Source organism: Streptomyces sp. NPDC056479 (assembly GCF_042795335.1).
In the GTDB taxonomy this organism is placed as follows: Bacteria; Actinomycetota; Actinomycetes; order Streptomycetales; family Streptomycetaceae; genus Streptomyces.
Genome location: NZ_JBHTRZ010000008.1, coordinates 243,466 through 269,044, shown reverse-complemented (window position 1 = coordinate 269,044; position 25,579 = coordinate 243,466). Strand labels below are relative to the sequence as shown.

The following is a 25,579-nucleotide window of genomic DNA, read 5'->3' as shown; positions in this document are numbered from 1 at the left end:
CTCGAGAGGGGAATCAGCACGTGACCGTCAACATGACCAAGGGTCAGGCAATCAGTCTGCAGAAGAACGACGGAGGCAGCCTGACCGCGGTGCGCATGGGTCTCGGCTGGCAGGCGGCTCCTCGGCGCGGTCTGTTCGGCTCGCGCACGCGGGAGGTCGACCTCGACGCCTCGGCCGTCCTGTTCGCGGACAAGCAGCCGGTCGACGTCGTCTTCTTCCGCCACCTGGTGAGCGACGACGGCTCGGTGCGCCACACCGGTGACAACCTCGTCGGCGGTGTCGGCCAGGGCGGCGACGACGAGGCGATCCTCGTCGACCTCGCGCGCATCCCGGTCCACATCGACCAGATCGTCTTCACCGTGAACTCCTTCACGGGCCAGACCTTCCAGGAGGTGCAGAACGCGTTCTGCCGTCTGGTCGACGAGACCAACGGCCAGGAGCTCGCCCGCTACACGCTCGCGGGCGGCGGCGCGTACACGGCCCAGATCATGGCCAAGGTGCACCGCTCGGGCTCGTCCTGGTCGATGACGGCCCTCGGTACGCCGGCCAACGGCCGTACCTTCCAGGACCTGATGCCCTCGATCCTGCCGCACCTGTAGGACCTGCAAGGCGGCTCGGCGAGCGGCACACGACACGACAACTGACACAGGGGGACGAAGGCATGACGGCCGAGCTGGTGCGGGGGCAGAACCACCCGCTCTCCCAGGCCCGTCTGGAGATCCGGGTCTCGGCCGGCGCGCCGATCGTGGCCGCGGCCACGCTCGGCGACGAGCAGGGAAAGATCCACGGCGTCGAATGGGTGGCTCACCCGGGCGCGCCGACCCTGCCCGGCCTCGAGGTCTCCCGGCAGGCGGCCGCCGACCATCGCCTCGCGGTGGACCTGGACGCCATGCCGGAGGCCGTCCACCGTGTCAGTGTGCTGCTCGCCCTGCCGACCGGGGTCGGCGGCCCCGTCAGCTTCGGCGCCGTCCCCACCCCCTTCGTCGCGGTCACCGGCCTCGACGGCAGCGAGGTCGCCAGCTACACCATCACCGGTCTGGAGGCCGAGTCGGCCGTCGTCGCGCTGGAGCTCTATCGCCGCCAGGACGCCTGGAAGGTGCGCGCCATCGGCCAGGGTTACGCCGGTGGCCTCGCCGATCTCTTCACCGACCAGGGCCTGCCCCAGGCCCATCAACTCGCCGGTGGCATCAACGAAGCGGTGGCCCAGGGCGTGGCCCGCTCGATCCCGGCGCCCTCGCCACGAACGGACGGCGACCGCTCCCGGCAGGCCCCCGCGCCCGCGCGCGGCCCGGACCAGAGCGGCCCCGCGCAGCAGGGCGCCGTACCGCCGCAGCCGACGTCGCCCTACGGCCCCCAGACGCCGTACCAGGGCGGTACCGGCGCGAGTGATCCCACTCAGCCGTCGGCTGCCACGTCCGGCGGCCCGATCAACTACAGCCACCCGCGCCGGCAGAACGCGGCTCCGCCGCCGCCCCCGCCGACCGCGCCCCCGGCCCAGCCCGGGCAGCCCGCCCAGCCCGTCGCGGGCGACGCCACCGGCTGGTCCATGGACGAGCGGCTCTACAACCAGGTGTGGGGCATGTTCGAGGACCTGGCGCGTACGACGGCCGCGTACCGCAGCGCCGTCGACTTCGCCGACTCGCGCATGGAGAAAGAGCTCGACCAGGTCCTGTCGGACCCGCGCAGCCGGATCGGCGGACAGGGCGACGCCGCCCGCGAGGCGGCCCAGGCCAAGCACACGGAGCTCGTCAACCAGGCCAGGGCGACGCTCGACCGCGACGTCGCCCAGCTCACCGCGGAGTCCGAGGTCGTCGAGCCCGCGCTGCCGCCCGCCTACGCGCGCTGGGACAACCCCGTCTGGCACGGATACCGCGTGCCGATGGAGATCCCGATGGCCCTGCGCCTGGGCGACCTCCACCTGCCCGAGAGCGACCCGTTGCGCATCCCGATGCTGATCCGGCTGCCGCTGGAGCGCGGCCTGTGGGTCGACAGCGGACGTGGCGCATCGCTCGACGGCTCGTTCACGGACTCCCATGACCTGCGTCGCCTCGCGATGGAGACGGCGGTGGCGCACGCGGCCCGGCTGCTCGCCGTCTATCCGGCGGGCGAATTCACCGTGCACGTGATCGATCCGGCCGGTTCGGGCGCTCAGGCGCTCGCACCGCTGGTGCAGACCGGCGTGCTCGCGGCCCCGCCCGCGATGGGCGCGGCCGGAGTCGCCGACGTCCTCGCGCGGCTCACTCAGCGCGTCGACCTGGTGCAGATGGCGCTGCGCGCCGGCGCGCCCGACTCCCTGCCGCCCGACTTCGACACCTCCCAGCAACTGCTGATCGTCAACGACTTCCCGCACGGCTTCGACGACAGGGCCGTGAACCAGCTGCGCTACCTCGCGGACGAGGGTCCGGCGGTGGGCGTCCACCTGATGATGGTCGCGGACCGTGAGGAGGCCGCCGGGTACGGCCCGTTGCTCGACCCGCTGTGGCGGGCGCTGATGCGCCTGACCCCGGTGCCGGACGACCACCTCGCCGACCCCTGGGTGGGCCACGCGTGGACCTATGAGCCCCCACTGGTGCCGCCCGGCAGCCAGGTCCTCCATCAGGTGCTCACCCAGGTCGCGGCGGCTCGGGCCAAGTACCGGTAAAGAGCCTCTGACCTGCTGACTTGGCACTTCTTTTGCCAAGCACTTTACCTTTCCTTGGTGATTGGGTAGTCTTCATTGCACGGAGGGGAGTACTCCCTGTCTGCTGCGGCGTACCCGTCAATACGGATCAGGCCAGATCCCGGGGCGTCGGCCCATCCTGGGTGGAAGAGACCTCCGGCGCGCGACGACGCTGACATTTGCCGTTACGACTGCCGGAGGCGCAGTGGAAATTTCCACGACCCTATGGGTCCTGACCATCTTGGGCCTTGCCGCCCTGATCGCGGTTGATTTCTTCATCGGCCGCAAGCCGCACGACGTCTCGATCAAGGAAGCCGGAATCTGGACGGTCGTCTGGATCGCCCTGGCGGGCCTCTTCGGGCTCGGCCTGCTGATCTTCGGCGACGGACAGGCCGGCGGCGAGTTCTTCGCGGGATTCATCACCGAGAAATCGCTGAGCGTCGACAACCTCTTCGTCTTCGTCCTGATCATGGCGAAGTTCGCGGTGCCGTCCCAGTACCAGCAGCGAGTGCTGTTGGTCGGTGTCCTCATCGCCCTGGTGCTGAGGGCCATCTTCATCGCCGCCGGTGCCGCGATCCTCGCGAGCTTCGCGTGGGTGTTCTACCTCTTCGGCGCCTTCCTGATCTGGACCGCCTGGAAGCTCATCCAGGAGGCCCGGGCCGACGAGGAGGACGAGGAGTTCGAGGAGAACAAGCTGCTGAAGGCGGCCGAGCGCAGGTTCGGTGTAGCCGACCGCTACCACGGCACCAAGCTGTGGATCCAGGAGAACGGCAAGCGGGTCATGACCCCGATGCTGGTCGTGATGCTGGCGATCGGTACCACCGATGTGCTGTTCGCGCTCGACTCCATCCCGGCGATCTTCGGCCTGACGCAGGACCCGTACATCGTGTTCACGGCCAACGCCTTCGCGCTGATGGGTCTGCGACAGCTGTACTTCCTGATCGGTGGCCTGCTGAGGAAGCTGGTCCACCTCAGCTACGGCCTGTCGATCATCCTCGGCTTCATCGGCGTCAAGCTGGTGCTGCACGCTCTGCATGAGTCCGGCGTCCACGTCCCCGAGATCAGCATTCCGGTCTCGCTCGGCGTGATCTGCTCGGTCCTGATCGTCACCACGATCACCAGCCTGAGGGCTTCCAAGAAGAAGGCGGAAGCAGAGGCGGCGCAGAAGGGGAGCGAAGGCGCTCCGAAGGACAGCATCGACGTCTGACCACGTCGGACGTAGGAAGAACCAACACCGGGAGTGGTGCCCAGCGAATTGCCGAGCACCGCTCCCGGTGCTTCGTTGGGTGCTGTGGGTGTCCCCGGCCGGGGACACCACGGCCGGGTGGAGGCACCTGTGGACGCACCCATGAAGTTCATGCAGATCATCGACTTCGAGACCGAGCGCATCGAAGAGATGCGCGCGCTGGCCGACGAGACGGAGCAGCGCCTGGCGGGCGGCAATGGCGGCCCCACGCGCCGATTCGTCCTCAAGGACCGGGGACAGCCGAACCGCTACCTCGTAGTGATCGAGTTCGACTCATACGAGGACGCCATGCGCAACAGCGACGACCCCGAGACGACCAAGTTCGCGGAGCAGATGGCCGCGCTGTGCACCCGGCCGCCGTCCTTCACGGACTGTGACGTACAGGAGATGACCGATTTCGCGTAGCGACATACGACGCGCAGGGGCCCCGCATCCCGAGGGCGCGGGGCCGCCTGATCACCATCCTGACAACCAGACAGACCGGAATGCGAACCCTCACCCCCTCTGCGACGATCGCTCCATGATCGATCGGCTCAGGTCGCTCACGACAGGGTGGACGTACCTCGTGCCGGCGCTCGCGGTCGTCCTGCTGGCCTTCACCTGGGGACGGGACCTGCCGGGCGCGGTCGTCGCACTGGTGACGCTGGTCCTCGCGGGTGCCGTCCTGGCCGCCGTACACCACGCCGAGGTGGTCGCGCACCGCGTCGGTGAACCCTTCGGCTCCCTCGTCCTCGCCGTCGCCGTCACGATCATCGAGGTCGCCCTGATCGTGACCCTGATGGCCGACGGCGGTGACAAGAGCTCCACCCTCGCCCGGGACACGGTCTTCGCGGCCGTGATGATCACCTGTAACGGCATCGTCGGCCTGTGTCTGCTCGTCGCCTCGCTGCGACACCGTACGGCGGTCTTCAACCCCGAGGGCACCGGTGCCGCCCTTGCGACAGTCGCCACCCTGGCCACGCTCAGCCTCGTGCTGCCGACGTTCACCACGAGCAAGCCCGGCGCGGAGTTCTCCACCGTGCAGCTGACGTTCGCCGCGGTCTCCTCGCTGATCCTGTACGGCCTCTTCGTGACGACCCAGACCGTGCGGCACCGCGACTACTTCCTCCCCATCACCCGGCAGGGCGACGTGATCACCGACGACGACCACGCCGACGCGCCCTCCGCCCGCACGGCGTCGCTGAGCCTGGGGCTGCTGGGCCTGGCCCTGATCGGTGTGGTCGGCCTGGCCAAGGGAGTCTCGCCCACCATCGAGTCCGGAGTGGCTGCCGCCGACCTGCCCCATGCCGTCGTCGGTGTGATCATCGCCCTGCTGGTGCTGCTCCCCGAGACGATCGCCGCGCTGCGCTCCGCCCGCCGCGACCGAGTGCAGACCAGTCTGAATCTCGCGCTCGGCTCGGCGATGGCCAGCATCGGACTGACCATCCCGGCAGTCGCCCTGGCCTCCCTCTGGCTCTCGGGCCCGCTCGTCCTGGGCCTCGGCCCCACCCATATGGTGCTGCTCGCCCTGACCGTGGTCGTGAGCTCGCTGACGGTCGTGCCGGGGCGGGCGACGCCGCTCCAGGGCGGCGTCCACCTGGTGCTGTTCGCGGCGTACCTGGAGCTCGCGATCAATCCGTAGCCGCTCGTTCTCGCCGTCTTTGTTCCGGAGCCCGTCAGCCTGTGGCGGGCTCCGCCGCCGCGACGGCCACCGGACGGGTCTCGGGCAGCAGCATGAAGCACCCCAGACTGAGCAGCGCGACCCCCGTCAGATACGCCCCCACGCCCCAGGGCACCCGGCCGCCCTGCTCGGCGAGCGCCGTCGCCACGATCGGCGTGAGCGCACCCCCGAGGACACCACCGAGGTTGTAGCCCACCGCGGCGCCGGTGCAGCGCACCCGGGGCTCGTACAGCTCCGGCAGATAGGCGGCGATCACGGCGAACATGGTGATGAAGGCGAGCATCGCCCCGAGGAAGCCCAGGAACATCAGCAGGGGTTCGCCCGTGCCGAGCAGTGCGACCAACGGGAACATCCACACAGCTGTGGCAGTGCACCCGATCAGACACAGGGGACGCCGCCCGTACCGGTCGCCGAGGATCGCCACCAGCGGCGTGAGCGAGCCCTTGACGACCACCGCGCCCATGATGCAGGTCAGCATGACGCCGCGGTTCACCCCGAGCCGTTCCGTTGCGTAGGCGAGGGACCAGGTCGTCACGGTGTAGAAGATCGCGTATCCGATCGACAGCGCCCCGGCGGTCAGCAGTACGAGCCGCCAGTGGTCGCGTACGACCTCGGCGAGCGGCACGCGCGCGTGGTCGTCGAGTTCGAGGAACCGGGGACTCTCGGCGAGCGACGACCGCAGCCACAGCCCCACCACCGCCAGCACACCCGCTGCCCAGAACGGCACACGCCAGCCCCAGGCGGCGAACTGCGCCTCGGACAGCGTCGCCGTCAGCCCCAGCACCACACCGTTGGCGAGCAGAAAGCCCAGCGCGGGCCCGACCTGCGGAAAGCTCGACCACAGACCACGTCGCCCGGGCGGCGCGTGCTCGACGGTCAGCAGCACGGCCCCGCCCCACTCGCCGCCGAGACCGAGTCCCTGGAGAAAACGCAGCACGAGCAACAGCAGCGGAGCGGCCACACCGATCGTCTCGTACGTCGGTACGCAGCCGACCGCGACCGTGGAGGCGCCGGTCAGCAGCAGTGAGGCGACGAGGACCGGCCGGCGTCCGTGCCGGTCCCCGATGTGCCCGAACAGCACCGACCCCAGGGGCCTTGCCACGAAGCCCACCCCGAACGTGGCGAAGGCGGCCAGGGTTCCCGCCACCGGCGAGAAGGTCGGGAAGAACAGCGGGCCCAGGACCAATGCCGCCGCGGTTCCGTAGACGAAGAAGTCGTAGAACTCGATGGCCGTCCCGGCGAGCGAGGCGGCCGCGAGCCGCAGCATGGACGGGGGTGCCTTTACTGTGCGTACGTCGTGCATGCTGCGTCAACTACCCAGCGTGATCGCTGGTTACGGGGGCGTGCGGGGGCGCTGGGGCTTCGTCAGTACGTGACGGTGATGCGCCGGGCGGGGCCGTCGACGCGGACGAGGCCGCCGTAGGGGATCACGAGTTGCGGATCGGTGTGGCCGAAGTCCACGTCGAAGACGATGGGGGTGTTCGGGGCATAGATACGCATGGCCCGCAGCACGGCCTCGCGCTGGTCCGTGGCGTAACGAGCGGCCTCTTCCGGGCCGTTGGGGTGCTCGAAGGACCAGGTCTTCGCCCGGCCCATCAGGAGCGCGGAGAAACGCCGGAGCAGCCCGCGCTCGCCCATGTTCCGCAGGGTCCAGAAGACCTCGTCGGCGCTCGGCATCTCCTCCGACGTCTCGAGCAACAGCACGTCACCTTCGTACTCGGAGAGATCGCGCGCGATCTCCCGGTCGGCCATGAGCAGCCAGCCGACGATCTCCAGGCAGCCGCCCCAAGTGCGGCCCTCCACCACCCGGTCGGTGTTCACCCAGGTCCATCCTCCGCCGGGCCGGGTCTCCGCCTCCGTGTCGAAGGTCGCCGGGTCGGCCCAGTCGCGGTTGATGTCGTTCCAGCGCTCGGCGGGACGGAGTTCGTACTCGCCGGAGGTGAACAGCGCGGCTCGCAGCGAGTCGGCGGTCTGCGGGTTCATGGCACCGGGGCGGCCCAGCTCGCACATCACGGTCGCGCCGTGGTAGCCGACGATTCCTGTGTTGCGCAGGAACATCAGCAGGTTCGTGTTGTCGCTCATCCCGACGAACGGCTTCGGGTTCGCCCGGATCAACTCCCGGTCCAGCAGCGGCAGCACGGTGATCTGGTCGTCACCGCCGATGGACGCGATGACCGCCTTGATGCCGGGGTCGGCGAACGCGGCGTGGATGTCGTCGGCCCGTTCCTGGGGCGTCGAGCCCATCTTGCGGCTCGCCGGATACTCGACCGGTTCGAGCCCGTACTCCTTGCGCAGCCGCTCCAGGCCCAGTTCGTAGGGGCGTGGGAAGAGTCCGGGCAGGCCCGCGCCGGGCGAAATGACGGCGACGCGGTCGCCGGGGGAGGGCTTGGGAGGGTAGGAGACCATGGTCATGGCCAGAGGGTATGGGGCATGGCACGGTCGGTGCATCGTGATAAACCGGGTCTGAGCAGCGGTCATCGACGGATCGCCGCACCCCGAACGGACCGGAGGAACCGTGCCCCGCACCCTGGCCAATGCCCCGATCATGATCCTCAACGGCCCCAACCTGAACCTGCTCGGTCAGCGTCAGCCCGAGATCTACGGCTCCGAGACCCTGGCCGATGTCGAGGCACTGTGCGCCAAGGCGGCGGCCGCGCACGGCGGCACGATCGACTTCCGTCAGTCCAATCACGAGGGCGAGCTGGTGGACTGGATCCACGAGGCACGGCAGAACCACTGCGGCATCGTGATCAACCCCGGCGCCTACTCGCACACCTCCGTGGCGATCCTGGATGCGCTCAACACCTGTGACGGTCTTCCGGTGTTGGAGGTCCACATCTCCAACATCCACAAGCGCGAGTCCTTCCGGCACCACTCGTATGTCTCGCTGCGCGCCGACGGGGTCATCGCGGGGTGCGGTGTGCAGGGCTACGTGTTCGGAGTGGAGCGGGTCGCGGCGCTGGTGGGGGCGGGTCAGGCGGACACGTGACGTCGGCGCGGCGCGGATGCGGGAAAGCGCGGATGTAAGGACCGCCCGCCCTGGGGGAGCGGTCCTTACAGTCTCCCGGCCTCCACGATGCGCCGCAGGAAGCGCTGCGTACGCTCCTGCTGCGGATCGCCGAAGATCTGCTCGGCCGTGCCGCGCTCCAGCACCACACCTCCGTCCAGAAAACAAACCTGGTCGGCGACGTCGCGGGCGAACCCCATCTCGTGCGTGGCCAGCACCATCGTCATCCCGTCCGCCTTCAAGTCGCGGACGACGGCGAGGACTTCGCCCACGAGTTCCGGGTCGAGGGCGGCGGTGATCTCGTCCAACAGCAGCAGCCGCGGACGTACGGCCAGGGCGCGGACGATCGCGACCCGCTGCTGCTGGCCACCGCTCAGCCGGTCCGGGTACTCGCTCGCCTTACCGGCCAGCCCGAGCCGCTCCAGCAGCTCACGCGCGCGTGCCTCGGCCTCGGCGCGGGACAGCCCATGCACCCGGCGCGGGGCGAGGGTGATGTTGTCCAGGACCGTCATGTGCGGGAAGAGGTTGTACGCCTGGAACACCACGCCGATACGGCGGCGTACGGCGTCCTGGTCGACGCGTGGATCGGTGATCTCCTCGCCGTCCAGCCAGATCGCGCCGTCGTCGATCTCCTCCAGCAGGTTCGCGCACCGCAGCAGTGTGGACTTGCCGGAGCCGGAGGCGCCGATGAGGGCGGTCACCGTGTGCGAGGCGACCTCCAGGTCGACGTCCCGCAGCACGACCGACTCGCCGAAGGCCTTGCGGACGGACTCCATACGCAGCACAGGTGCGTCGCTGACAGATGCGTCGCTCACAGGGCTCCTCCTTGGGCGCGCCGGCGGTCCATCCGGGCCGTCACCCAGTCCGTGAAGCGGGTCATCGGAATGGTCAGCGCCACGAAGACCAGGCCGGCGACGATGTACGGCGTGTAGTTGAGGCTGCGGCCCACGATGATGTCCGCGGCCCGTACGGCATCCACCGCCCCGCCGATCGACACGAGGCCGGTGTCCTTCTGCAGCGACACCAGGTCGTTCAGCAGGGGCGGCACCTGACGGCGTACGGCCTGCGGCAGAACGACGTGCCGCAGCGCCTGCCGGTTGGTGAGGCCGAGCGAGCGGGCCGCCGCGCGCTGCGAGGGGTGAACGGACTCGATGCCCGCGCGGAACACCTCGGCCACGTAGGCCGAATACGTCAGGGTGAGAGCCGTACCGCCCAGCAGCACCGGATCGACGGTCACACCCTGGAGCCGCAGCGCAGGCACACCGAGGACGACGATCATGAGGTTGATGATGAGCGGAAGGCCCCGGAAGAAATCCGTGTACGCGGCCGCCAGCGCCCGCAGCGGGAAGAACACCGGGCCGCGCAGGGTGCGGGCGACGGCGATGAGCATCCCGAGGACCAGCACGGCCGCCCCGCAGATCAGCAGCAGCCGGACGTTGAGCCACAGGCCTTCAAGAACCTTGGGGAATGCCTCGCGCGCGTATTCCCAGTCGAAGAAGGTCTCCTTGGTACGCGGCCAGCCCGGCGCGTTGACCACGACCAGGTAGAGAACGAGTCCGGTGACCAGGGTGGAGAGGGCGGCGATGGCCGTGGCGCGGCGGGCGCGGGCACGCTTGTAGCGCTCGCGGTCCAGACGTCGCTGCGAGGGGATGTAACCGTCGCCGCCCGCGCCGGACATGCCATCGTCGTCCGCGCCCTCCTGGCCGGACTCCTCCTTCGTGACCGTCACTTGAGCACCGGGGCGTCGACGGCGTCCGACAGCCACTGCTGCTCGAGCTTGTCCAGGGTGCCGTCCTCGCGCAGGGCGTCCACGGCGTCGGTCACGCACGAGGTGAGCGCGCTGCCCTTGTCGAGCACGAGCCCGAACTGCTCCGGCGTGCCGCCCTGGTTCTCGAACTGGCCGACGATCGTCGCGTCCGTCACCTCGGCCGCGGTGATGTAGAAGGCGGTGGGCAGGTCCACGACGATGGCGTCGACCTGACCGTTCTTCAGCGCGGACTTGGCCTGGTCGTTCTTGGCGTACGCGGCGACCTCCTGGGTCGGCTTCACCACGTCGTCGAGGTAGTTCAGGCTGGTGGTGCCGACCTGCGCACCCAGCTTGAGGCCCTTCAGGTCCGCGATGCTCTTCGCTTCGGCGGCCTTGTTGTCCTTCAGGGCGATGACGGCCTGGCGGACGTCGTAGTAGCCGGACGAGAAGTCCACGGCCTTCTTGCGTTCGTCGCTGATGGACACCTGGTTGATGTCGAAGTCGAAGGTCTTCTCGCCGGGCGCGAAAGCCTTGTTGAACGGGACGCTCTGCCATACCACGGCACTCTTGTCGTACCCGAGTTGCTCGGCCACGGCGTAGGCGACCGCCGACTCGAAGCCCTCGCCGCCCGCCGGTTTGTCGTCCTTGAACCAGGGTTCGTAGGCCGGCTCGTCGGTGGCGATGGTCAGCTTGCCGGAGGTCTCGGTGGGCAACTCGCCCTTGGCGCAGGTGTTCCCGGCCGAGCCCGACGGCGCGTCGGCGGCCTTCTCGTCCGGTTGCGGTGCACAGCCGAGAGCGGTGGCGAGCAGGGCTGTCGTTGCGACGGCGACGGCGCGACGCAGCGCGCGCGGGGCAGGGTACATGGCGCGAGATTGACAGTACATCGTCGTCTTTGTCGAGGTCACGACGGTGAATGTCCGCATATTGGGAACGGGTGTTGCGGTCCTGTGAACACGTCCCTCGGCGGCTCGCCGGGGCCGCCGGTCGAGGGCGGGGATTGAGACCGGCGGCCCTTTCCGCTCAGGAGCCGTCATCCTGTGCGGGGCTGCTTCCAGTTGACTGCGCAACAACGCACGCCGGGAGCGCGCGCATGGCACCAGCGCGTGTGAAGGGTTCACACGGGGCGCGTGCGCGGGGCGCGTAGTCAATGACCACGCGCCCCTACTTCGTCACCTTCACCGGCCTCGCACGTTCGGCCGGTCGCGCTCACCAGCCCCGCGCGCGCCACTCCGGCAGATGCGGCCGCTCGGCACCCAGTGTCGTGTCGTTGCCGTGCCCGGGGTAGACCCATGTCTCGTCCGGCAGCGTCTCGAAGATCTTGGTCTCGACGTCGTGGATCAGGCTGGCGAACGCCTTCGGGTCCTTACGGGTGTTGCCGACCCCGCCGGGGAACAGGCAGTCCCCGGTGAACACATGGGGATGCCCGTGCGGGTCGTCGTAGACCAGCGCGATCGAACCCGGGGTGTGCCCGACCAGGTGGCGTGCGGTGAGCTCCACGCGTCCCACCCGGATGATGTCGCCGTCGTCGACCGGGACATCGGTCGGCACCGGGATGCCGTCGGCGTCCTCCCGGCCGGCGTAGGTGCGCGCGCCGGTGCCTTCGACGACGGCGGCGAGCGCCTGCCAGTGGTCACCGTGCTGGTGGGTGGTGACGACGGACGCGATGCCGTCGTCACCGATCATGCCGAGCAGCGTGTCCGCCTCGTTGGCGGCGTCGATCAGCAGTTGCTCGTCCGTGGCCCGGCAGCGCAGCAGATAGGCGTTGTTGTCCATAGGGCCGACCGCGATCTTGGTGATCATCAGGTCCTTGAGCTCGTGCACGTCGGCGGGGCCACCGACCGTCACCTGTCCGCTGTACGTCATGTCGGCAGCCTATAGCGGCCAAGCGGTACCTGGGCCGTTACAGGCGGCTTCCGAGCGGCCCGGGGACCACCCGGGCGCTACAGCGGGGGAAGTGACGGCAGCGTGCCGCCCTCCGCACTCAGCCCGGCCCCGTCGCGGCGTCCGGCGAGCCAGCCGAGCAGGTCGGCCGTGGCGCCTCGGACGGTGACCTCGGGAGCGTCCGCCGCCCGGCCCGTGCTCCACGCGCGCGTGCCGTCCGTCACGCGGGTCGGCGGCACGTCGGCGTGCCCGCTGAACCGCTCCGTGAGGAAGTCGATCTCCCGCTCCACGAACTCCGCCGGCAGATCCTCCAGCTCGTATCCGATGCCGAGATCCACGTGGTGCAGCTCCACCTCGACCCACCGCCGGAACGGCACCCGGGCCGCCGCGTCGGTGACGCCGTTGCGCAGTTCCACCGTGCGGGACCAGTCGGCGGGCACGGCCCCCACGTCCTGGAAGCGGCCGCCGCTCGCGCGCACGTCCGTGAGCTGGACGTCGAGGGGGCGGGGGGCGTCCCGCTCGATGTCGGCGTCCCGGGCGGTGGCCGAGGGATACATGGGGCGCCCTTCGAGGACGTTCACGAGAGCGTCCGCGTTGCGGGCGAGGTGCGCGAGGACATGGCCGCGGCTCCAGCCGGGAAGCCGTGACGGCTCGGCCACCGAGGCGTTGTCCAGTTTGGCCGCTGCGATGAGCAGCCGGTCGGTCGCTTCGCGTACAGACACCAGGTCACGAGCGTGATCAATCATGGTGCTGACACTAGCCCCGCCACACCTTTGGGTGAAGGTGGTGAACGGGTGCCGTAAATCGAATGCGCGTGCTATAGGGTCGGTCGTGACGTCGGGCATGCTGGATGGCCCGGGATTGTTGTCCTATCCGGGAATCCGACCGGCGTTGTCAGTGGCTCCCCCTAGTCTGGGAAACACGGGGCCTAGTCCGAGAACACACGGGGGCCTCGCCCCCTGTCACTTCTCTCAAGAAAGGTGCGGACCGGCGTGGCCGACCGTCTCATCGTCCGTGGCGCGCGCGAGCACAACCTGAAGAATGTCTCGCTCGACCTGCCGCGCGATTCGCTCATCGTCTTCACGGGCCTGTCAGGGTCGGGCAAGTCCTCGCTGGCCTTCGACACGATCTTCGCCGAGGGCCAGCGGCGCTACGTGGAGTCGCTGTCGTCGTACGCCCGGCAGTTCCTCGGCCAGATGGACAAGCCGGACGTCGACTTCATCGAGGGTCTGTCCCCGGCGGTCTCCATCGACCAGAAGTCGACCTCGCGCAACCCGCGCTCGACGGTCGGCACCATCACCGAGGTCTACGACTACCTGCGACTGCTCTTCGCGCGCATCGGCAAGCCGCACTGCCCCGAGTGCGGCCGTCCGATCTCACGCCAGTCGCCGCAGGCCATCGTCGACAAGGTCCTGGAGCTGCCGGAGGGGAGCCGCTTCCAGGTCCTGTCGCCGCTGGTGCGCGAGCGCAAGGGCGAGTTCGTCGACCTCTTCGCCGACCTCCAGACCAAGGGCTACTCACGCGCGCGTGTGGACGGCGAGACGATCCAGCTGTCCAACCCGCCCACGCTGAAGAAGCAGGAGAAGCACACCATCGAGGTGGTCGTCGACCGTCTCACGGTGAAGGACTCCGCCAAGCGCCGGCTCACCGACTCCGTGGAGACCGCCCTCGGGCTGTCCGGCGGCATGGTCGTGCTCGACTTCGTCGACCTCCCCGAGGACGACCCCGAGCGCGAGCGCATGTACTCGGAGCACCTGTACTGCGCGTACGACGACCTCTCCTTCGAGGAGCTGGAGCCGCGCTCCTTCTCCTTCAACTCGCCCTTCGGCGCCTGCCCCGAGTGCACCGGTATCGGTACGCGCATGGAGGTCGACCCCGAGCTGATCGTCCCGGACGAGGACAAGTCCCTCGACGAGGGCGCCATCCACCCCTGGTCGCACGGCCACACCAAGGACTACTTCGGCCGTCTGATCGGCGCCCTCGCGGACGCGCTGGGCTTCCGGACGGACATCCCCTTCGCGGGCCTGCCGCAGCGCGCCAAGAAGGCCCTGCTGTACGGCCACAAGACGCAGATCGAGGTCCGCTACCGCAACCGGTACGGCCGCGAGCGCGTGTACACCACGCCCTTCGAAGGTGCCGTCCCCTTCGTCAAGCGCCGGCACAGCGAGGCCGAGAGCGACGCCAGCCGCGAGCGCTTCGAGGGCTACATGCGCGAGGTGCCCTGCCCCACCTGTGAGGGCACACGCCTGAAGCCGATCGTCCTCGCGGTCACGATCATGGAGAAGTCGATCGCCGAGGTCTCGGCGATGTCCATCAGCGACTGCGCGGACTTCCTGGGCAAGCTGAAGCTCAACGCCCGCGACAAGAAGATCGCCGAGCGCGTGCTGAAGGAGGTCAACGAGCGGCTGCGGTTCCTGGTCGACGTCGGCCTGGACTACCTCTCGCTCAACCGCGCGGCGGGCACCCTCTCCGGCGGTGAGGCCCAGCGCATCCGCCTGGCCACACAGATCGGCTCCGGACTCGTCGGAGTGCTGTACGTCCTCGACGAGCCGTCCATCGGTCTGCACCAGCGCGACAACCACCGGCTGATCGAGACTCTCGTCCGGCTGCGCGACATGGGCAACACGCTCATCGTCGTCGAGCACGACGAGGACACCATCAAGACCGCCGACTGGATCGTCGACATCGGCCCCGGCGCCGGTGAGTACGGCGGCAAGGTCGTGCACAGCGGCTCCCTGAAGGAGCTGCTCGCCAACGCGGAGTCGCAGACCGGTCAGTACCTGTCCGGCAAGAAGGCGATCCCGCTGCCCGACATCCGGCGCCCGCACGACCCGTCCCGACAGCTCACGGTGCACGGCGCCCGGGAGAACAACCTCCAGGACATCGACGTCTCGTTCCCGCTGGGCGTGTTCACCGCGGTCACGGGCGTGTCCGGTTCCGGCAAGTCGACGCTGGTCAACGACATCCTGTACACGCACCTGGCCCGCGAGCTCAACGGCGCCCGCAGCGTCCCCGGGCGGCACACGCGCGTGGACGGCGACGACCTCGTCGACAAGGTCGTCCACGTCGACCAGTCGCCCATCGGCCGCACCCCGCGCTCGAACCCGGCGACGTACACCGGCGTCTTCGACCACATCCGCAAGCTGTTCGCCGAGACCACCGAGGCGAAGGTCCGCGGCTACATGCCGGGCCGCTTCTCCTTCAACGTCAAGGGCGGCCGCTGCGAGAACTGCGCGGGCGACGGCACCATCAAGATCGAGATGAACTTCCTCCCGGACGTTTACGTCCCGTGCGAGGTCTGCCACGGCGCCCGGTACAACCGGGAGACCCTGGAGGTCCACTACAAGGGCAAGTCCATCTCCGAGGTCCTGAACATGCCGATCGAAGAGGCCATGGACTTCTTCGAGGCCGTCCCGGCGATCAACCGCCACCTCAAGACGCTCAACGACGTCGGTCTCGGCTACGTCCGGCTCGGACAGTCCGCGACCACCCTGTCCGGCGGTGAGGCACAGCGCGTGAAGCTCGCCAGCGAGCTGCAGAAGCGCTCCACCGGCCGCACGGTCTACGTCCTCGACGAGCCGACCACCGGTCTGCACTTCGAGGACATCAGCAAGCTGCTGACGGTCCTGTCCGGTCTGGTCGACAAGGGCAACACGGTCATCGTCATCGAGCACAACCTCGATGTGATCAAGACCGCCGACTGGGTCGTGGACATGGGCCCCGAGGGCGGCGCCGGCGGCGGTCTCGTGATCGCCGAGGGCACGCCCGAGGCGATCGCCGCGGTTCCCACCAGCCACACCGGCAAGTTCCTGCGCGAGATCCTCGACGCCGACCGGATCAGCGACGCGGCCTCGGTGAAGGCCCCGCGCAAGGCGGCGGCCAGGAAGACGGTCGCGGCAGGGTCGACGGCGAAGAAGACCGCGACGGCCAGGACCACCAGGACGGTCAACAACAAGGCCACCGACAAGGCGGCCGGAGCCACGAAGAAGGCGGCTGCCGCGAAGAAGGCCACGCCCGCGAAGAAGACGACGCGGGCCCGCAAGGCCTGAGACCGGCGGACCACGAGTCCCGACACAATCTGAGAAAGTGCGGCGCCCCGCGGGAACTCCCCTCGGGGCGCCGTCCGTTGCATGATCAGCCGCCCGATCCAGGCGGCCATGACGGACCTTGACTCCTCAACAGTGGCCTGGAAAGCGAACGCCTCCTAGAAGTCCCCCAGTTCGGAGGTGTACGGCGGTTCTGCTCCCGCCCGGGAGCAGGTGATCGCGGCAGCCCGCGCCGCGAACCGCAGCAGCCGTGTCCAGCCGTCGGCGCCGAGTCCCACGAGCGCCTCGGCGGACAGGGCGTCCTGAGCGGCCAAGCCGTGCAACAGAGCCGCGTTCACGGTGTCGCCCGCACCGATCGTGTCCACGACGTCCACCTCTTCGCCCGGCACGGAATGCTCCGCGCCGTCCCCTGTGAAGACGGTCAGACCGTCACCGCCCCGAGTGATCACGACGGCCGCAGGTCCCGCGGCCAGCCACTCACGAGGAGTGCCGCCCAGCCACAGCGCGTCCTCCTCGGAGAGCTTGAGCAGCGCCACCGACGGCAGCCAGCTCTTGAACCGGGCCCGGTATCCATCCGGGTCGGGGATCAGTCCGGCCCGTATGTTCGGGTCGAGCGCGGTGAACACCCCTTGCGCGGCCGCATTCCGCATCAGCTCCTCATAGGCACTCGCCCCCGGTTCCAGGACGAGCGAACAGGTGCCGAAGGAGACCGCGCGGGCCGCCGCGGGCAGCTCCGGAGGTGCGGTGAAGAGCCGGTCGGCGGTGCCCTCGACATAGAAGGAGTAGGCGGCCGAGCCCTTCTCGTCGATGGTGGCGACCGCGAGCGTGGTCGGTTCCACGCCGCGCTGCACTGCCGACACATCCACCCCCGCCTCCCGCAGCCCGTCGAGCAGGGCCTCGCCGAACGCGTCGGAGGAGGTCCGGGAGCAGAAGGCGGTGGGGGAGCCGAGGCGGCCGAGGGCCACGGCGGTGTTGAAGGGGCCGCCACCGAGCGCCGGCTTCAGTCCGGCGAGGGCACCCGTGCCCTGCGGTACCAGGTCGATCAGGGCCTCACCGGCGACGACGATCACGAGACGGTTCCTTTCACGGAGCTCAGGGACTGTTCGGGGCTGTCGGACATCGGGGGTTCGGTAGCGCCCTCCGGTTCATCGGAACCCACCGGGAGCTGTGGCTTCCCGGAGATCTCCGACCTCGTGGATCTTCCCGGCCGTCCCGGATCTTCGGGGCAGCCGCACGAGGTGCGATGCACGAAAGCGCAGGCGAGCCGCACGGTCCGGGCGGGCCGGTCCGGCGAGGCGAGGCGGTCCAGGAGCACACGGAGGGCCTGGGCGCCGATCTCCCTGCTGGGCTGGGCCACCGCGGTGAGCCGGGGCGAGACCAGGTCGGCCCAGGCAAAGTCGTCGAAGCAGCACAGCGCGATGTCGTTGGGCACGGACAGGCCGAGGTCGCGCAGGGCGCGCAGGGCACCCATGGTCATCGCATTGTTGGCGGTGACGAGTGCGGTGGGTGGCGAGTCGAGCGACAGCAGCGCGGCGGTGGCCCGCTCGGCGCCGGCCGACTCGGAGTCTCCATGCTCGACGAGCCCTCCGTCGTACGCGAGCCCGGCGGCCGTCAGACCGTCCCGGTATCCGGTGAGCCGCTCGCCGGTGGTGCTGAGTCCGGGCAGTCTGGCGACCAGACCGATCCGCCGGTGACCGAGGCCGGCGAGGTGGGTGACCAGGTGGGCCATGGGTGCGGCACCGTCGGCGCAGACCTGGTCGAATCGCGGCGAGCCGTCCGCCGGATCGTCGACCACACGGTCGAGGAGGACAGTCGGCACCTTGTGGCGCCCGAGATAGGCGAGGAGCTCGTGCGGGTCGGCGGAGGGCGCGACGATCACACCGTCCACGCGGCGCTCGTGCAGAAGCTGAGCGACCTTGCGTTCATGTGCCGGGTCGTCGTGCGGGTCGGCGATGAGCAGGCTGTAGCCGTGTTCCAGGGCGGCGGCCTCGACGCCCTGGAGAATCTCCGTGAAGTAGGGGTTGCTGATGGCCGACACCGCGAGCCCGATGGAGCGGGTGCGGGAGGTCACCAGGGAACGGGCCAAGGTGTTGGGCGTGTAGCCGAGCTGCTCGATGGCGTCCAGCACCGCCTGGCGGGTGTGCGGGAGCACGGGACGGGTCCCGTTCAGCACATGCGAGACGGTCGCCACGGACACGCCGGCGCTTCGCGCGACGTCGGCCATGGTCGCCATCGCGATCCCCTCCCTGTGCGGCGCCCGTCCCGGGCCACCGGGCTGCTTCTGGCCGGGAAGGTATCCCATTCGAAGCCCCACGTAAACGCTTGCGCAATCGTTTACGTCACGAACGGAACCGAACCCATCAACCCGAACGGAACCGAACCATCCAGGGGAAGGCCAAGGCACACCGGGATCAGCAGGCGGCGGTCAGATCAGCCGGCAACGGCTCGGAGCGGCGGATCCGCTCACTCCCACTCCCATCCGATGCCCACGATCCCCGTCCGCACCCGTGGCTCGACGAGGTGAACGCAGTGATGCGGCCCGCTGAGGGCCAGGCCCTGGCGGCCGCTGCGGGGTGCCGCCGCCGAATGCTGGGCGAAGCGGTGGCAGCGGGCCGGGAGGGCGTTCTCGGCGAAGCGGACCTGGAGGGCGTACTGGCCGCCCGCGAAATGGAAGCCACGGGCGTACTCGCGGGACACCTCGGCCGTGCCGTCCTCGACGCCGTAGCGGAAGAGATAGGTGTCGCCGGCCCGCAGACGGGTGCCGAAGAGCAGCTCGGTGACGAGGATGCCGGTGTCGTGGTGCCAACGGACCCGTCCCGTATGGCAGTTCTCCATGGCGTGCACCGTCATGCGTTCCGGCGCGCATCCCGGGTCGCCGTGGTGGACGGCCACGTATCGGTCCACGCCGTCCTTGTGGGCACGCACGATGTGGTGCGACTCACGGCCCGCCAGTTCGCGGCGCGCACCGATCCGCACCTGCTCGTGGTGACCGAGCGTGTGCAGGCCGCCGTCGACCGGGCAGTTCAGTTCGGTCAGCAGCCGCTCCAGCACGCCCGAGGCCTCCATCAGGGAGCGGTAGGAACGGGCGGCGGGCTGCTGGAGGGCGGAGTGGTCGTCGGCCTCGGAGAGCAGCCGGATCAGCGACTCCTCGGGGAGCTGGAGTATCTCCTCCAACGCCCGTACCGCGCGAAGTGACTCGGGGCGCTGCGGACGGCGGGCCCCCTGCTGCCAGTAGCTCAGGCTGGTGACGCCGACCTTCACACCGCGACGGGACAGATGGTGCTGCACACGCTGAAGCGGCAGTCCCCGGGCGGCTATCGCCGCACGCAGGGCGACATGGAAGGGGCCGCCTCGCAGAGCCGTGTCCAGCTCCGCGGAGGAGACGGCGACGGTGGCGATGTCCGCGTGCTGTGTGGCGTGCAGCATGCAGGGGCCTTTCTGTGGTTGGTCACAACGGCTGGTCAGACCGTTCACTCGAGTGGTCGGGGCCACCCCGTCGGCGCGGTGGGGGAGTCTTCACATCCGTACGCCGCCGTTCAGATCCCCGAGTTCCCCCGCATTGAAGCGTGTTGACCAAGCCCCGACAACACCTGATGCCCAACCGCCACGCACTCCTGGCCGAGTCGCGATGCGTGCGTGGGGTACCGAGGGGGAGGGGGCAAAGGCACGGCGTCGGACGTACGCGGCTGCCGCTTCCGCTGGCCGGCCCGAGGCATGGATGACGGTGCCAGGCGGACGCCGGGGCGTCAGCCGCCCAGGTGGGGGGAGACCTGGGCTCGGCGACGTGGAGAACGCTCCGGGGGGTCCCGTCGGGCGGAGAGGCGACCGTTCGGCTCCGGAGGCGGTGGGGACAGTGACGATCACCGTCCTGCGCCGGCGGTTCTCACGTTCCGGGGCCCCGCTGACCATGGCGGGGGTTATCCACAGCCTCGCCGGACTGTCACCGGGCGCCAGTAGGGTGTGAGACATGGCCGACCCCTCCAGCTACCGCCCCAAGCCGGGACAGATCCCGGACTCCCCCGGGGTGTACAGGTTCCGTGACGAGCACCGCCGGGTGATCTACGTCGGAAAGGCGAAGAGCCTGCGCCAGCGCCTGGCGAACTACTTCCAGGACCTGGCGGGCCTCCACCCGCGCACCCGCACCATGGTGACCACGGCCGCGTCCGTGGAGTGGACGGTGGTGTCGACGGAGGTCGAGGCCCTTCAGCTGGAGTACTCCTGGATCAAGGAGTACGACCCCCGGTTCAACGTCAAATACCGCGACGACAAGAGCTACCCCTATCTCGCGGTGACGATGAACGAGGAGTTCCCGCGCGTTCAGGTGATGCGCGGTCACAAGAAGAAGGGCGTTCGGTACTTCGGACCGTACGCGCACGCGTGGGCGATCCGCGACACCGTCGACCTCCTCCTGCGCGTCTTCCCGGTCCGCACCTGCTCGGCCGGCGTCTTCAAGAACGCCTCCCGTACTGGCCGCCCCTGCCTGCTCGGCTACATCGGCAAGTGCTCCGCCCCCTGCGTCGGACGCGTCTCCGCCGAGGACCACCGTGAACTGGCCGAGGAGTTCTCCGACTTCATGGCCGGCCGCACGGGCACGTATCTGCGCCGCCTGGAGACGCAGATGATGGAGGCGGCCGACGAGATGGAGTACGAGCGGGCCGCCCGCCTGCGCGACGACATCGAGGCCCTGAAGAAGGCCATGGAGAAGAGCGCGGTCGTGCTCGCCGACGCGACCGACGCCGACCTCATCGCCGTCGCCGAGGACGAGCTGGAGGCGGCCGTGCAGATCTTCCACGTCCGCGGCGGGCGGGTGCGCGGCCAGCGCGGCTGGGTCACCGACAAGGTCGAGGAGATCACCACCGGCGCCCTCGTCGAGCACGCCCTCCAGCAGCTCTACGGCGAGGAGACCGGGGACGCGGTGCCCAAGGAGGTCCTCGTCCCGGCCCTGCCCGACCCGCTGGAGCCCGTGCAGGAGTGGCTGACGGGCCGGCGCGGCTCGAACGTCTCGTTGCGCATCCCCCAGCGGGGTGACAAGCGCGCCCTCATGGAGACCGTCGAGCGCAACGCCCAGCAGGCGCTCGTCCTGCACAAGACCAAGCGCGCTTCCGATCTGACCACTCGCTCGCGCGCGCTGGAGGAGATCGCCGACGCCCTCGACCTGGACAGCGCCCCGCTCAGGATCGAGTGCTACGACATCTCGCATCTCCAGGGCGATGACGTGGTGGCCTCCATGGTCGTCTTCGAGGACGGCCTGGCCCGCAAGAGCGAGTACCGCCGCTTCCAGATCAAGGGCTTCGAGGGCCAGGACGACGTCCGCTCCATGCACGAGGTGATCACCCGCCGCTTCAAGCGCTACCTCGCCGAGAAGGAGCGGACGGGCGAGTGGACCGACGGCGAGGACGCCCTCGCCGACACCGCTTCCGGCTCCCCGACCGGCTCGTCCTCCGGCTCCCTCACGGACTCCTCGTCCGACCCGCTCGGCGACACCTCGTCCGCCGGCCTCAGCGAGCCCTCCTCCACCGGCCTCACCGACACCTCCGCCGCCCCCCTCGCGAACGGCCTCAAGGACGACGACGGACGCCCCAAGCGTTTCGCCTACCCGCCCCAGCTCGTCGTCGTCGACGGTGGACAGCCCCAGGTCGCGGCCGCTCAGCGGGCGCTGGACGAGCTCGGCATCGATGACATCGCGGTCTGCGGCCTGGCCAAGCGCTTGGAGGAGGTCTGGCTGCCCGGTGACGACGACCCGGTCGTCCTGCCCCGTACCAGCGAGGGCCTGTACCTGCTCCAGCGTGTCCGCGACGAGGCGCACCGCTTCGCGATCACCTACCAGCGCACCAAGCGCGCCAAGCGCTTCCGGTCCAGCCCGCTGGACGACGTCCCCGGCCTCGGCGAGACCCGCAAACAGGCGTTGATCAAGCACTTCGGTTCGGTGAAGAAGCTGCGAGCTGCGACCATCGACCAGATCTGCGAGGTTCCCGGCATAGGTCGCAAGACGGCCGAGACGATCGCCGCGGCCTTCGCCCGGGCGGCCCCGGCCGCACCCGCCGTGAACACGGCGACTGGAGAGATCATGGATGACGAGGAATCCGAGACGACGGCGGAGACCTCGGGGGAGCCCGTGTCCGCGGGCGCCCCGGACGAACGACGGGGGCAGGAGAGATGAGCGAGCACGACAAGCAGCCCACAGCCGAGCGAGATCAGCAAGCCCAGGAAACGCACAAGAAGACCGGCGAGGATCTCACCCAGCAGGACGCACTCCAGAAAGACGGAGCACAGGTGAGTACGGGAAGCGATACAGCCGGGAGCCCCGAGCCGGCCATCCCCGAGCTGGTGATCATCTCCGGCATGTCCGGGGCCGGCCGCTCCACGGCGGCCAAGTGTCTGGAGGACCTCGGCTGGTTCGTCGTGGACAACCTCCCGCCCGCGCTGATCCCCACCATGGTGGAGCTCGGCGCCCGGTCCCAGGGCAACGTGGCGCGGATCGCGGTGGTCGTCGACGTCCGCGGCCGGCGCTTCTTCGACAACCTCCGCGACTCGCTCTCCGACCTCGACACCCGGGGCGTCACGCGCCGGATCGTGTTCCTGGAGTCCTCCGACGACGCCCTGGTGCGCCGCTTCGAGTCGGTGCGCCGCCCGCACCCGCTCCAGGGCGACGGCCGGATCGTCGACGGCATCGCCGCCGAGCGTGAGCTGCTGCGTGAGCTGCGCGGCGACGCCGACCTGGTGATCGACACCTCCAGCCTCAATGTGCACGAGCTGCGGGCCAAGATGGACGCCCAGTTCGCCGGCGAGGAGGAGCCCGAGCTGCGGGCCACGGTGATGTCCTTCGGCTTCAAGTACGGCCTCCCGGTCGACGCCGACCTGGTCGTGGACATGCGCTTCCTGCCCAACCCGCACTGGGTCCCGGAGCTGCGCCCCTACACCGGCCTCAACGAGGAGGTGTCGGCGTACGTCTTCAACCAGCCCGGCGCGAAGGAGTTCATCGACCGTTACTCCGAGCTGCTCCAGCTGATCGCGGCCGGATACCGCCGCGAGGGCAAGCGGTACGTGACGATCGCCGTCGGCTGCACCGGCGGCAAGCACCGCTCGGTCGCCACATCCGAGAAGCTCGCGGCACGCCTTGCCTCCCAGGGCGTGGAGACGGTGGTCGTGCACCGGGACATGGGACGGGAATGACGGGACGTACTCCCCGGCTGAGCAGGCTGCGCCGCGCGGTGCCCGAGTCGCGCGCCGGCCGGCCCGTCGAGGCCCGCGGGGCGAAGCCTCGCCGCCGGGGCGCCCAGCCCAAGGTCGTCGCCCTCGGCGGCGGCATGGGCCTGTCCGCCTCGCTCGCCGCGCTGCGCCGGATCACCGGCGACCTCACCGCCGTCGTCACCGTGGCCGACGACGGCGGCTCCAGCGGGCGTCTGCGCGACGAACTGGGCGTGCTCCCGCCCGGGGATCTGCGCAAGGCCCTGGCAGCGCTGTGCGGCGACGACGACTGGGGCCAGACCTGGGCCCGCGTCATCCAGCACCGCTTCCACTCCCAGGGCGACCTGCACGACCACGCGGTCGGCAATCTGCTGATCGTCGCCCTGTGGGAGCAGCTAGGCGACCATGTCCAGGCCCTCGACCTGGTCGGCAAGCTGCTCGGCGCGCACGGGCGGGTGCTGCCCATGTCCGCCGTACCGCTGGAGCTGCAGGCCCTGGTCAAGGGGCACGACCCGGACCGGCCCGAGGAGGTCGGGACCGTCCGCGGTCAGGCCAACGTCGCCCTCACCCCCGGTGAGGTGCAGTCGGTGCACGTCGTGCCGCTCGACCCGCCCGCCGTCCCGGAGGCCGTCGCCGCCGTCCGGGACGCCGACTGGGTGGTGCTCGGCCCGGGGTCCTGGTTCTCCTCGGTCATCCCGCACCTGCTGGTGCCCGAACTGCTGGACGCGCTCACCGAGACGAAGGCGCGCCGGGTACTCTCCCTGAACCTCGCGCCGCAGCCGGGAGAAACCGAGGGCTTCTCCCCGCAGCGTCATTTGGAGGTTTTGGGACGACACGCCCCTAAACTCGCCCTGGACGTGGTGCTGGCCGACGAGGCCGCCGTGCCCGACCGCGAAGTGCTCACCGAGGCCGCCAAGCGGCTCGGCGCCGCGGTCGAGCTGGCCCCGGTGGCCCGGACGGACGGGACGCCCCGGCACGACCCGGAGCTCCTCGCCGCCGCGTACGACCGTATTTTTCGGATGCATGGAAGGATCGGCCCATGGCGATGACGGCAGCGGTGAAGGATGAGATCTCCCGGCTCCCCGTCACCCGGACCTGCTGCAGGAAGGCGGAGGTCTCCGCCATTCTGCGGTTCGCCGGCGGCCTCCACCTGGTCAGCGGGCGCATCGTGATCGAGGCGGAGCTGGACACCGCGATGGCGGCGCGCCGGCTGAAGCGGGACATCCTGGAGATCTTCGGCCACAGCTCCGAGCTGATCGTGATGGCGCCGGGCGGGCTGCGCCGCGGCTCGCGCTACGTCGTTCGTGTGGTCGCGGGCGGTGACCAGCTGGCCCGCCAGACCGGCCTGGTCGACGGGCGCGGCCGCCCGATCCGCGGTCTGCCCCCGCAGGTGGTCTCCGGCGCGACCTGTGATGCCGAGGCCGCTTGGCGGGGTGCCTTCCTCGCGCACGGCTCGCTCACCGAGCCCGGCCGCTCGTCCTCCCTCGAGGTGACCTGCCCGGGCCCCGAGGCCGCGCTCGCCCTGGTCGGCGCCGCCCGGCGTCTGTCGATCGCGGCGAAGGCCCGCGAGGTGCGCGGCGTGGACCGCGTGGTCGTCCGGGACGGTGACGCGATCGGCGCCCTGCTCACCCGCCTCGGCGCGCACGAGTCCGTGCTGGCCTGGGAGGAGCGCCGGATGCGCCGCGAGGTCCGCGCCACCGCTAACCGCCTCGCCAACTTCGACGACGCCAACCTCCGCCGTTCCGCGCGCGCGGCCGTCGCCGCCGGTGCCCGCGTCCAGCGCGCCCTGGAGATCCTCGCCGAGGAGGTCCCCGAGCACCTCGCCGCCGCCGGACGCCTGCGCATGGAGCACAAGCAGGCCTCCCTGGAGGAGCTGGGCGCGCTCGCCGACCCGCCGCTGACCAAGGACGCCGTGGCCGGCCGGATCCGCCGGCTGCTGGCCATGGCCGACAAGCGGGCGCAGGACCTCGGCATCCCGGGCACGGAGGCCAATCTCTCCGAGGAGCTGGCGGACAACCTCGTGGGGTGACGCAAGAGATCGTCAATACCTTGGTGCCGACGTCCACTTGGGGCGTCGGCACCAGTATTTGTCAGTCTTTGCGGCACTCTTGACTGGAACATGAAGTGGCATGAGCCTGGCAGTCA

The 25,579-nt window shown here is 69.8% G+C and carries 21 protein-coding genes; 11 read left to right on the top strand and 10 right to left on the bottom strand.

Annotated features, from left to right (window positions below):
* The first annotated feature begins 20 nt into the window (after nt 1-20).
* From ACFQ6S_RS30225 to ACFQ6S_RS30205, 5 genes are all read left to right on the top strand, one after another.
* On the top strand, nt 21-599 hold the full coding sequence (locus ACFQ6S_RS30225) for a TerD family protein (protein WP_383416546.1): 579 nt from the start codon (nt 21-23) through the stop codon (nt 597-599).
* A 62-nt stretch (nt 600-661) separates the two neighbouring features.
* Nucleotides 662-2,641, top strand: a complete 1,980-nt coding sequence (locus tag ACFQ6S_RS30220; protein WP_383416543.1) for a TerD family protein — start codon at nt 662-664, stop codon at nt 2,639-2,641.
* 223 nt (nt 2,642-2,864) lie between these two features.
* Complete coding sequence (locus ACFQ6S_RS30215; RefSeq protein WP_383416540.1) at nt 2,865-3,866, top strand: TerC/Alx family metal homeostasis membrane protein; 1,002 nt, start codon at nt 2,865-2,867, stop codon at nt 3,864-3,866.
* 141 nt (nt 3,867-4,007) lie between these two features.
* Nucleotides 4,008-4,310, top strand: coding sequence for a hypothetical protein (locus ACFQ6S_RS30210; protein WP_383417247.1), 303 nt, complete (start codon nt 4,008-4,010; stop codon nt 4,308-4,310).
* Nucleotides 4,311-4,425: 115 nt separating this feature from the next.
* Nucleotides 4,426-5,526 (top strand): calcium:proton antiporter, encoded by a 1,101-nt coding sequence (locus ACFQ6S_RS30205; protein WP_383416538.1) that lies wholly within the window; start codon nt 4,426-4,428, stop codon nt 5,524-5,526.
* A 34-nt stretch (nt 5,527-5,560) separates the two neighbouring features.
* Here ACFQ6S_RS30205 and ACFQ6S_RS30200 read toward each other — a convergent pair whose 3' ends face one another.
* Both ACFQ6S_RS30200 and ACFQ6S_RS30195 read right to left on the bottom strand, forming a co-directional pair.
* Nucleotides 5,561-6,832 (bottom strand): MFS transporter, encoded by a 1,272-nt coding sequence (locus tag ACFQ6S_RS30200; protein ID WP_383417244.1) that lies wholly within the window; start codon nt 6,830-6,832, stop codon nt 5,561-5,563.
* A gap of 98 nt (nt 6,833-6,930) precedes the next feature.
* Nucleotides 6,931-7,977, bottom strand: a complete 1,047-nt coding sequence (locus tag ACFQ6S_RS30195; protein ID WP_383416535.1) for a S66 peptidase family protein — start codon at nt 7,975-7,977, stop codon at nt 6,931-6,933.
* A gap of 103 nt (nt 7,978-8,080) precedes the next feature.
* Between ACFQ6S_RS30195 and aroQ the strand changes: the two genes are divergently transcribed.
* On the top strand, nt 8,081-8,554 hold the full coding sequence (gene aroQ, locus ACFQ6S_RS30190; protein ID WP_383416532.1) for a type II 3-dehydroquinate dehydratase: 474 nt from the start codon (nt 8,081-8,083) through the stop codon (nt 8,552-8,554).
* Nucleotides 8,555-8,619: 65 nt separating this feature from the next.
* On the opposite strand, the gene ACFQ6S_RS30185 is transcribed toward aroQ, so the two are convergent.
* The 5 genes from ACFQ6S_RS30185 to ACFQ6S_RS30165 form a co-directional block, all read right to left on the bottom strand.
* Nucleotides 8,620-9,348 carry an amino acid ABC transporter ATP-binding protein gene (locus tag ACFQ6S_RS30185; RefSeq protein ID WP_383417241.1) on the bottom strand — a complete coding sequence of 243 codons (729 nt, stop codon included), beginning with the start codon at nt 9,346-9,348 and terminating at the stop codon, nt 8,620-8,622.
* A 35-nt stretch (nt 9,349-9,383) separates the two neighbouring features.
* A complete protein-coding gene (locus ACFQ6S_RS30180; protein WP_383416529.1) occupies nt 9,384-10,301 on the bottom strand; it encodes an amino acid ABC transporter permease in 918 nt (305 codons plus the stop codon).
* Nucleotides 10,298-11,182 (bottom strand): ABC transporter substrate-binding protein, encoded by an 885-nt coding sequence (locus ACFQ6S_RS30175; protein ID WP_383416526.1) that lies wholly within the window; start codon nt 11,180-11,182, stop codon nt 10,298-10,300. The genes ACFQ6S_RS30180 and ACFQ6S_RS30175 overlap by 4 nt, the downstream gene beginning before the upstream one ends.
* Before the next feature lie 343 nt (nt 11,183-11,525).
* Complete coding sequence (locus ACFQ6S_RS30170; RefSeq protein ID WP_383416523.1) at nt 11,526-12,182, bottom strand: MBL fold metallo-hydrolase; 657 nt, start codon at nt 12,180-12,182, stop codon at nt 11,526-11,528.
* A 77-nt stretch (nt 12,183-12,259) separates the two neighbouring features.
* Complete coding sequence (locus ACFQ6S_RS30165; protein WP_383416521.1) at nt 12,260-12,946, bottom strand: maleylpyruvate isomerase family mycothiol-dependent enzyme; 687 nt, start codon at nt 12,944-12,946, stop codon at nt 12,260-12,262.
* A gap of 246 nt (nt 12,947-13,192) precedes the next feature.
* Here ACFQ6S_RS30165 and uvrA point away from each other — a divergent pair, with 246 nt between their 5' ends.
* The gene (uvrA, locus tag ACFQ6S_RS30160; protein WP_383416518.1) at nt 13,193-16,249 is read left to right on the top strand and encodes an excinuclease ABC subunit UvrA; all 3,057 of its coding nucleotides are present in this window, start codon (nt 13,193-13,195) and stop codon (nt 16,247-16,249) included.
* A gap of 155 nt (nt 16,250-16,404) precedes the next feature.
* On the opposite strand, the gene ACFQ6S_RS30155 is transcribed toward uvrA, so the two are convergent.
* The 3 genes from ACFQ6S_RS30155 to ACFQ6S_RS30145 all read right to left on the bottom strand — a co-directional run bounded on the left by ACFQ6S_RS30155 (nt 16,405) and on the right by ACFQ6S_RS30145 (nt 19,672).
* Entirely contained in the window at nt 16,405-17,316 is a 912-nt protein-coding gene (locus tag ACFQ6S_RS30155) for a carbohydrate kinase (protein ID WP_383416516.1), read from the bottom strand.
* Nucleotides 17,313-18,479 (bottom strand): LacI family DNA-binding transcriptional regulator, encoded by a 1,167-nt coding sequence (locus tag ACFQ6S_RS30150; RefSeq protein WP_383416513.1) that lies wholly within the window; start codon nt 18,477-18,479, stop codon nt 17,313-17,315. Before ACFQ6S_RS30150 ends, ACFQ6S_RS30155 begins: the two co-directional genes overlap by 4 nt.
* A gap of 230 nt (nt 18,480-18,709) precedes the next feature.
* The gene (locus tag ACFQ6S_RS30145) at nt 18,710-19,672 is read right to left on the bottom strand and encodes a hypothetical protein (protein ID WP_383416510.1); all 963 of its coding nucleotides are present in this window, start codon (nt 19,670-19,672) and stop codon (nt 18,710-18,712) included.
* A gap of 541 nt (nt 19,673-20,213) precedes the next feature.
* On the opposite strand from ACFQ6S_RS30145, the gene uvrC reads away from it, so the two are divergent.
* Genes uvrC through whiA form a run of 4 tightly spaced genes read left to right on the top strand, consistent with a single transcriptional unit; the run spans nt 20,214 to nt 25,463 of the window.
* Nucleotides 20,214-22,406, top strand: a complete 2,193-nt coding sequence (uvrC, locus tag ACFQ6S_RS30140) for an excinuclease ABC subunit UvrC (RefSeq protein ID WP_383416507.1) — start codon at nt 20,214-20,216, stop codon at nt 22,404-22,406.
* The gene (gene rapZ / locus ACFQ6S_RS30135) at nt 22,403-23,419 is read left to right on the top strand and encodes an RNase adapter RapZ (protein WP_383416504.1); all 1,017 of its coding nucleotides are present in this window, start codon (nt 22,403-22,405) and stop codon (nt 23,417-23,419) included. Before uvrC ends, rapZ begins: the two co-directional genes overlap by 4 nt.
* The gene (gene yvcK, locus ACFQ6S_RS30130; RefSeq protein ID WP_383416501.1) at nt 23,416-24,483 is read left to right on the top strand and encodes a uridine diphosphate-N-acetylglucosamine-binding protein YvcK; all 1,068 of its coding nucleotides are present in this window, start codon (nt 23,416-23,418) and stop codon (nt 24,481-24,483) included. Before rapZ ends, yvcK begins: the two co-directional genes overlap by 4 nt.
* The gene (gene whiA, locus ACFQ6S_RS30125; protein ID WP_328428511.1) at nt 24,474-25,463 is read left to right on the top strand and encodes a DNA-binding protein WhiA; all 990 of its coding nucleotides are present in this window, start codon (nt 24,474-24,476) and stop codon (nt 25,461-25,463) included. Before yvcK ends, whiA begins: the two co-directional genes overlap by 10 nt.
* Nucleotides 25,464-25,579: the final 116 nt, after the last annotated feature.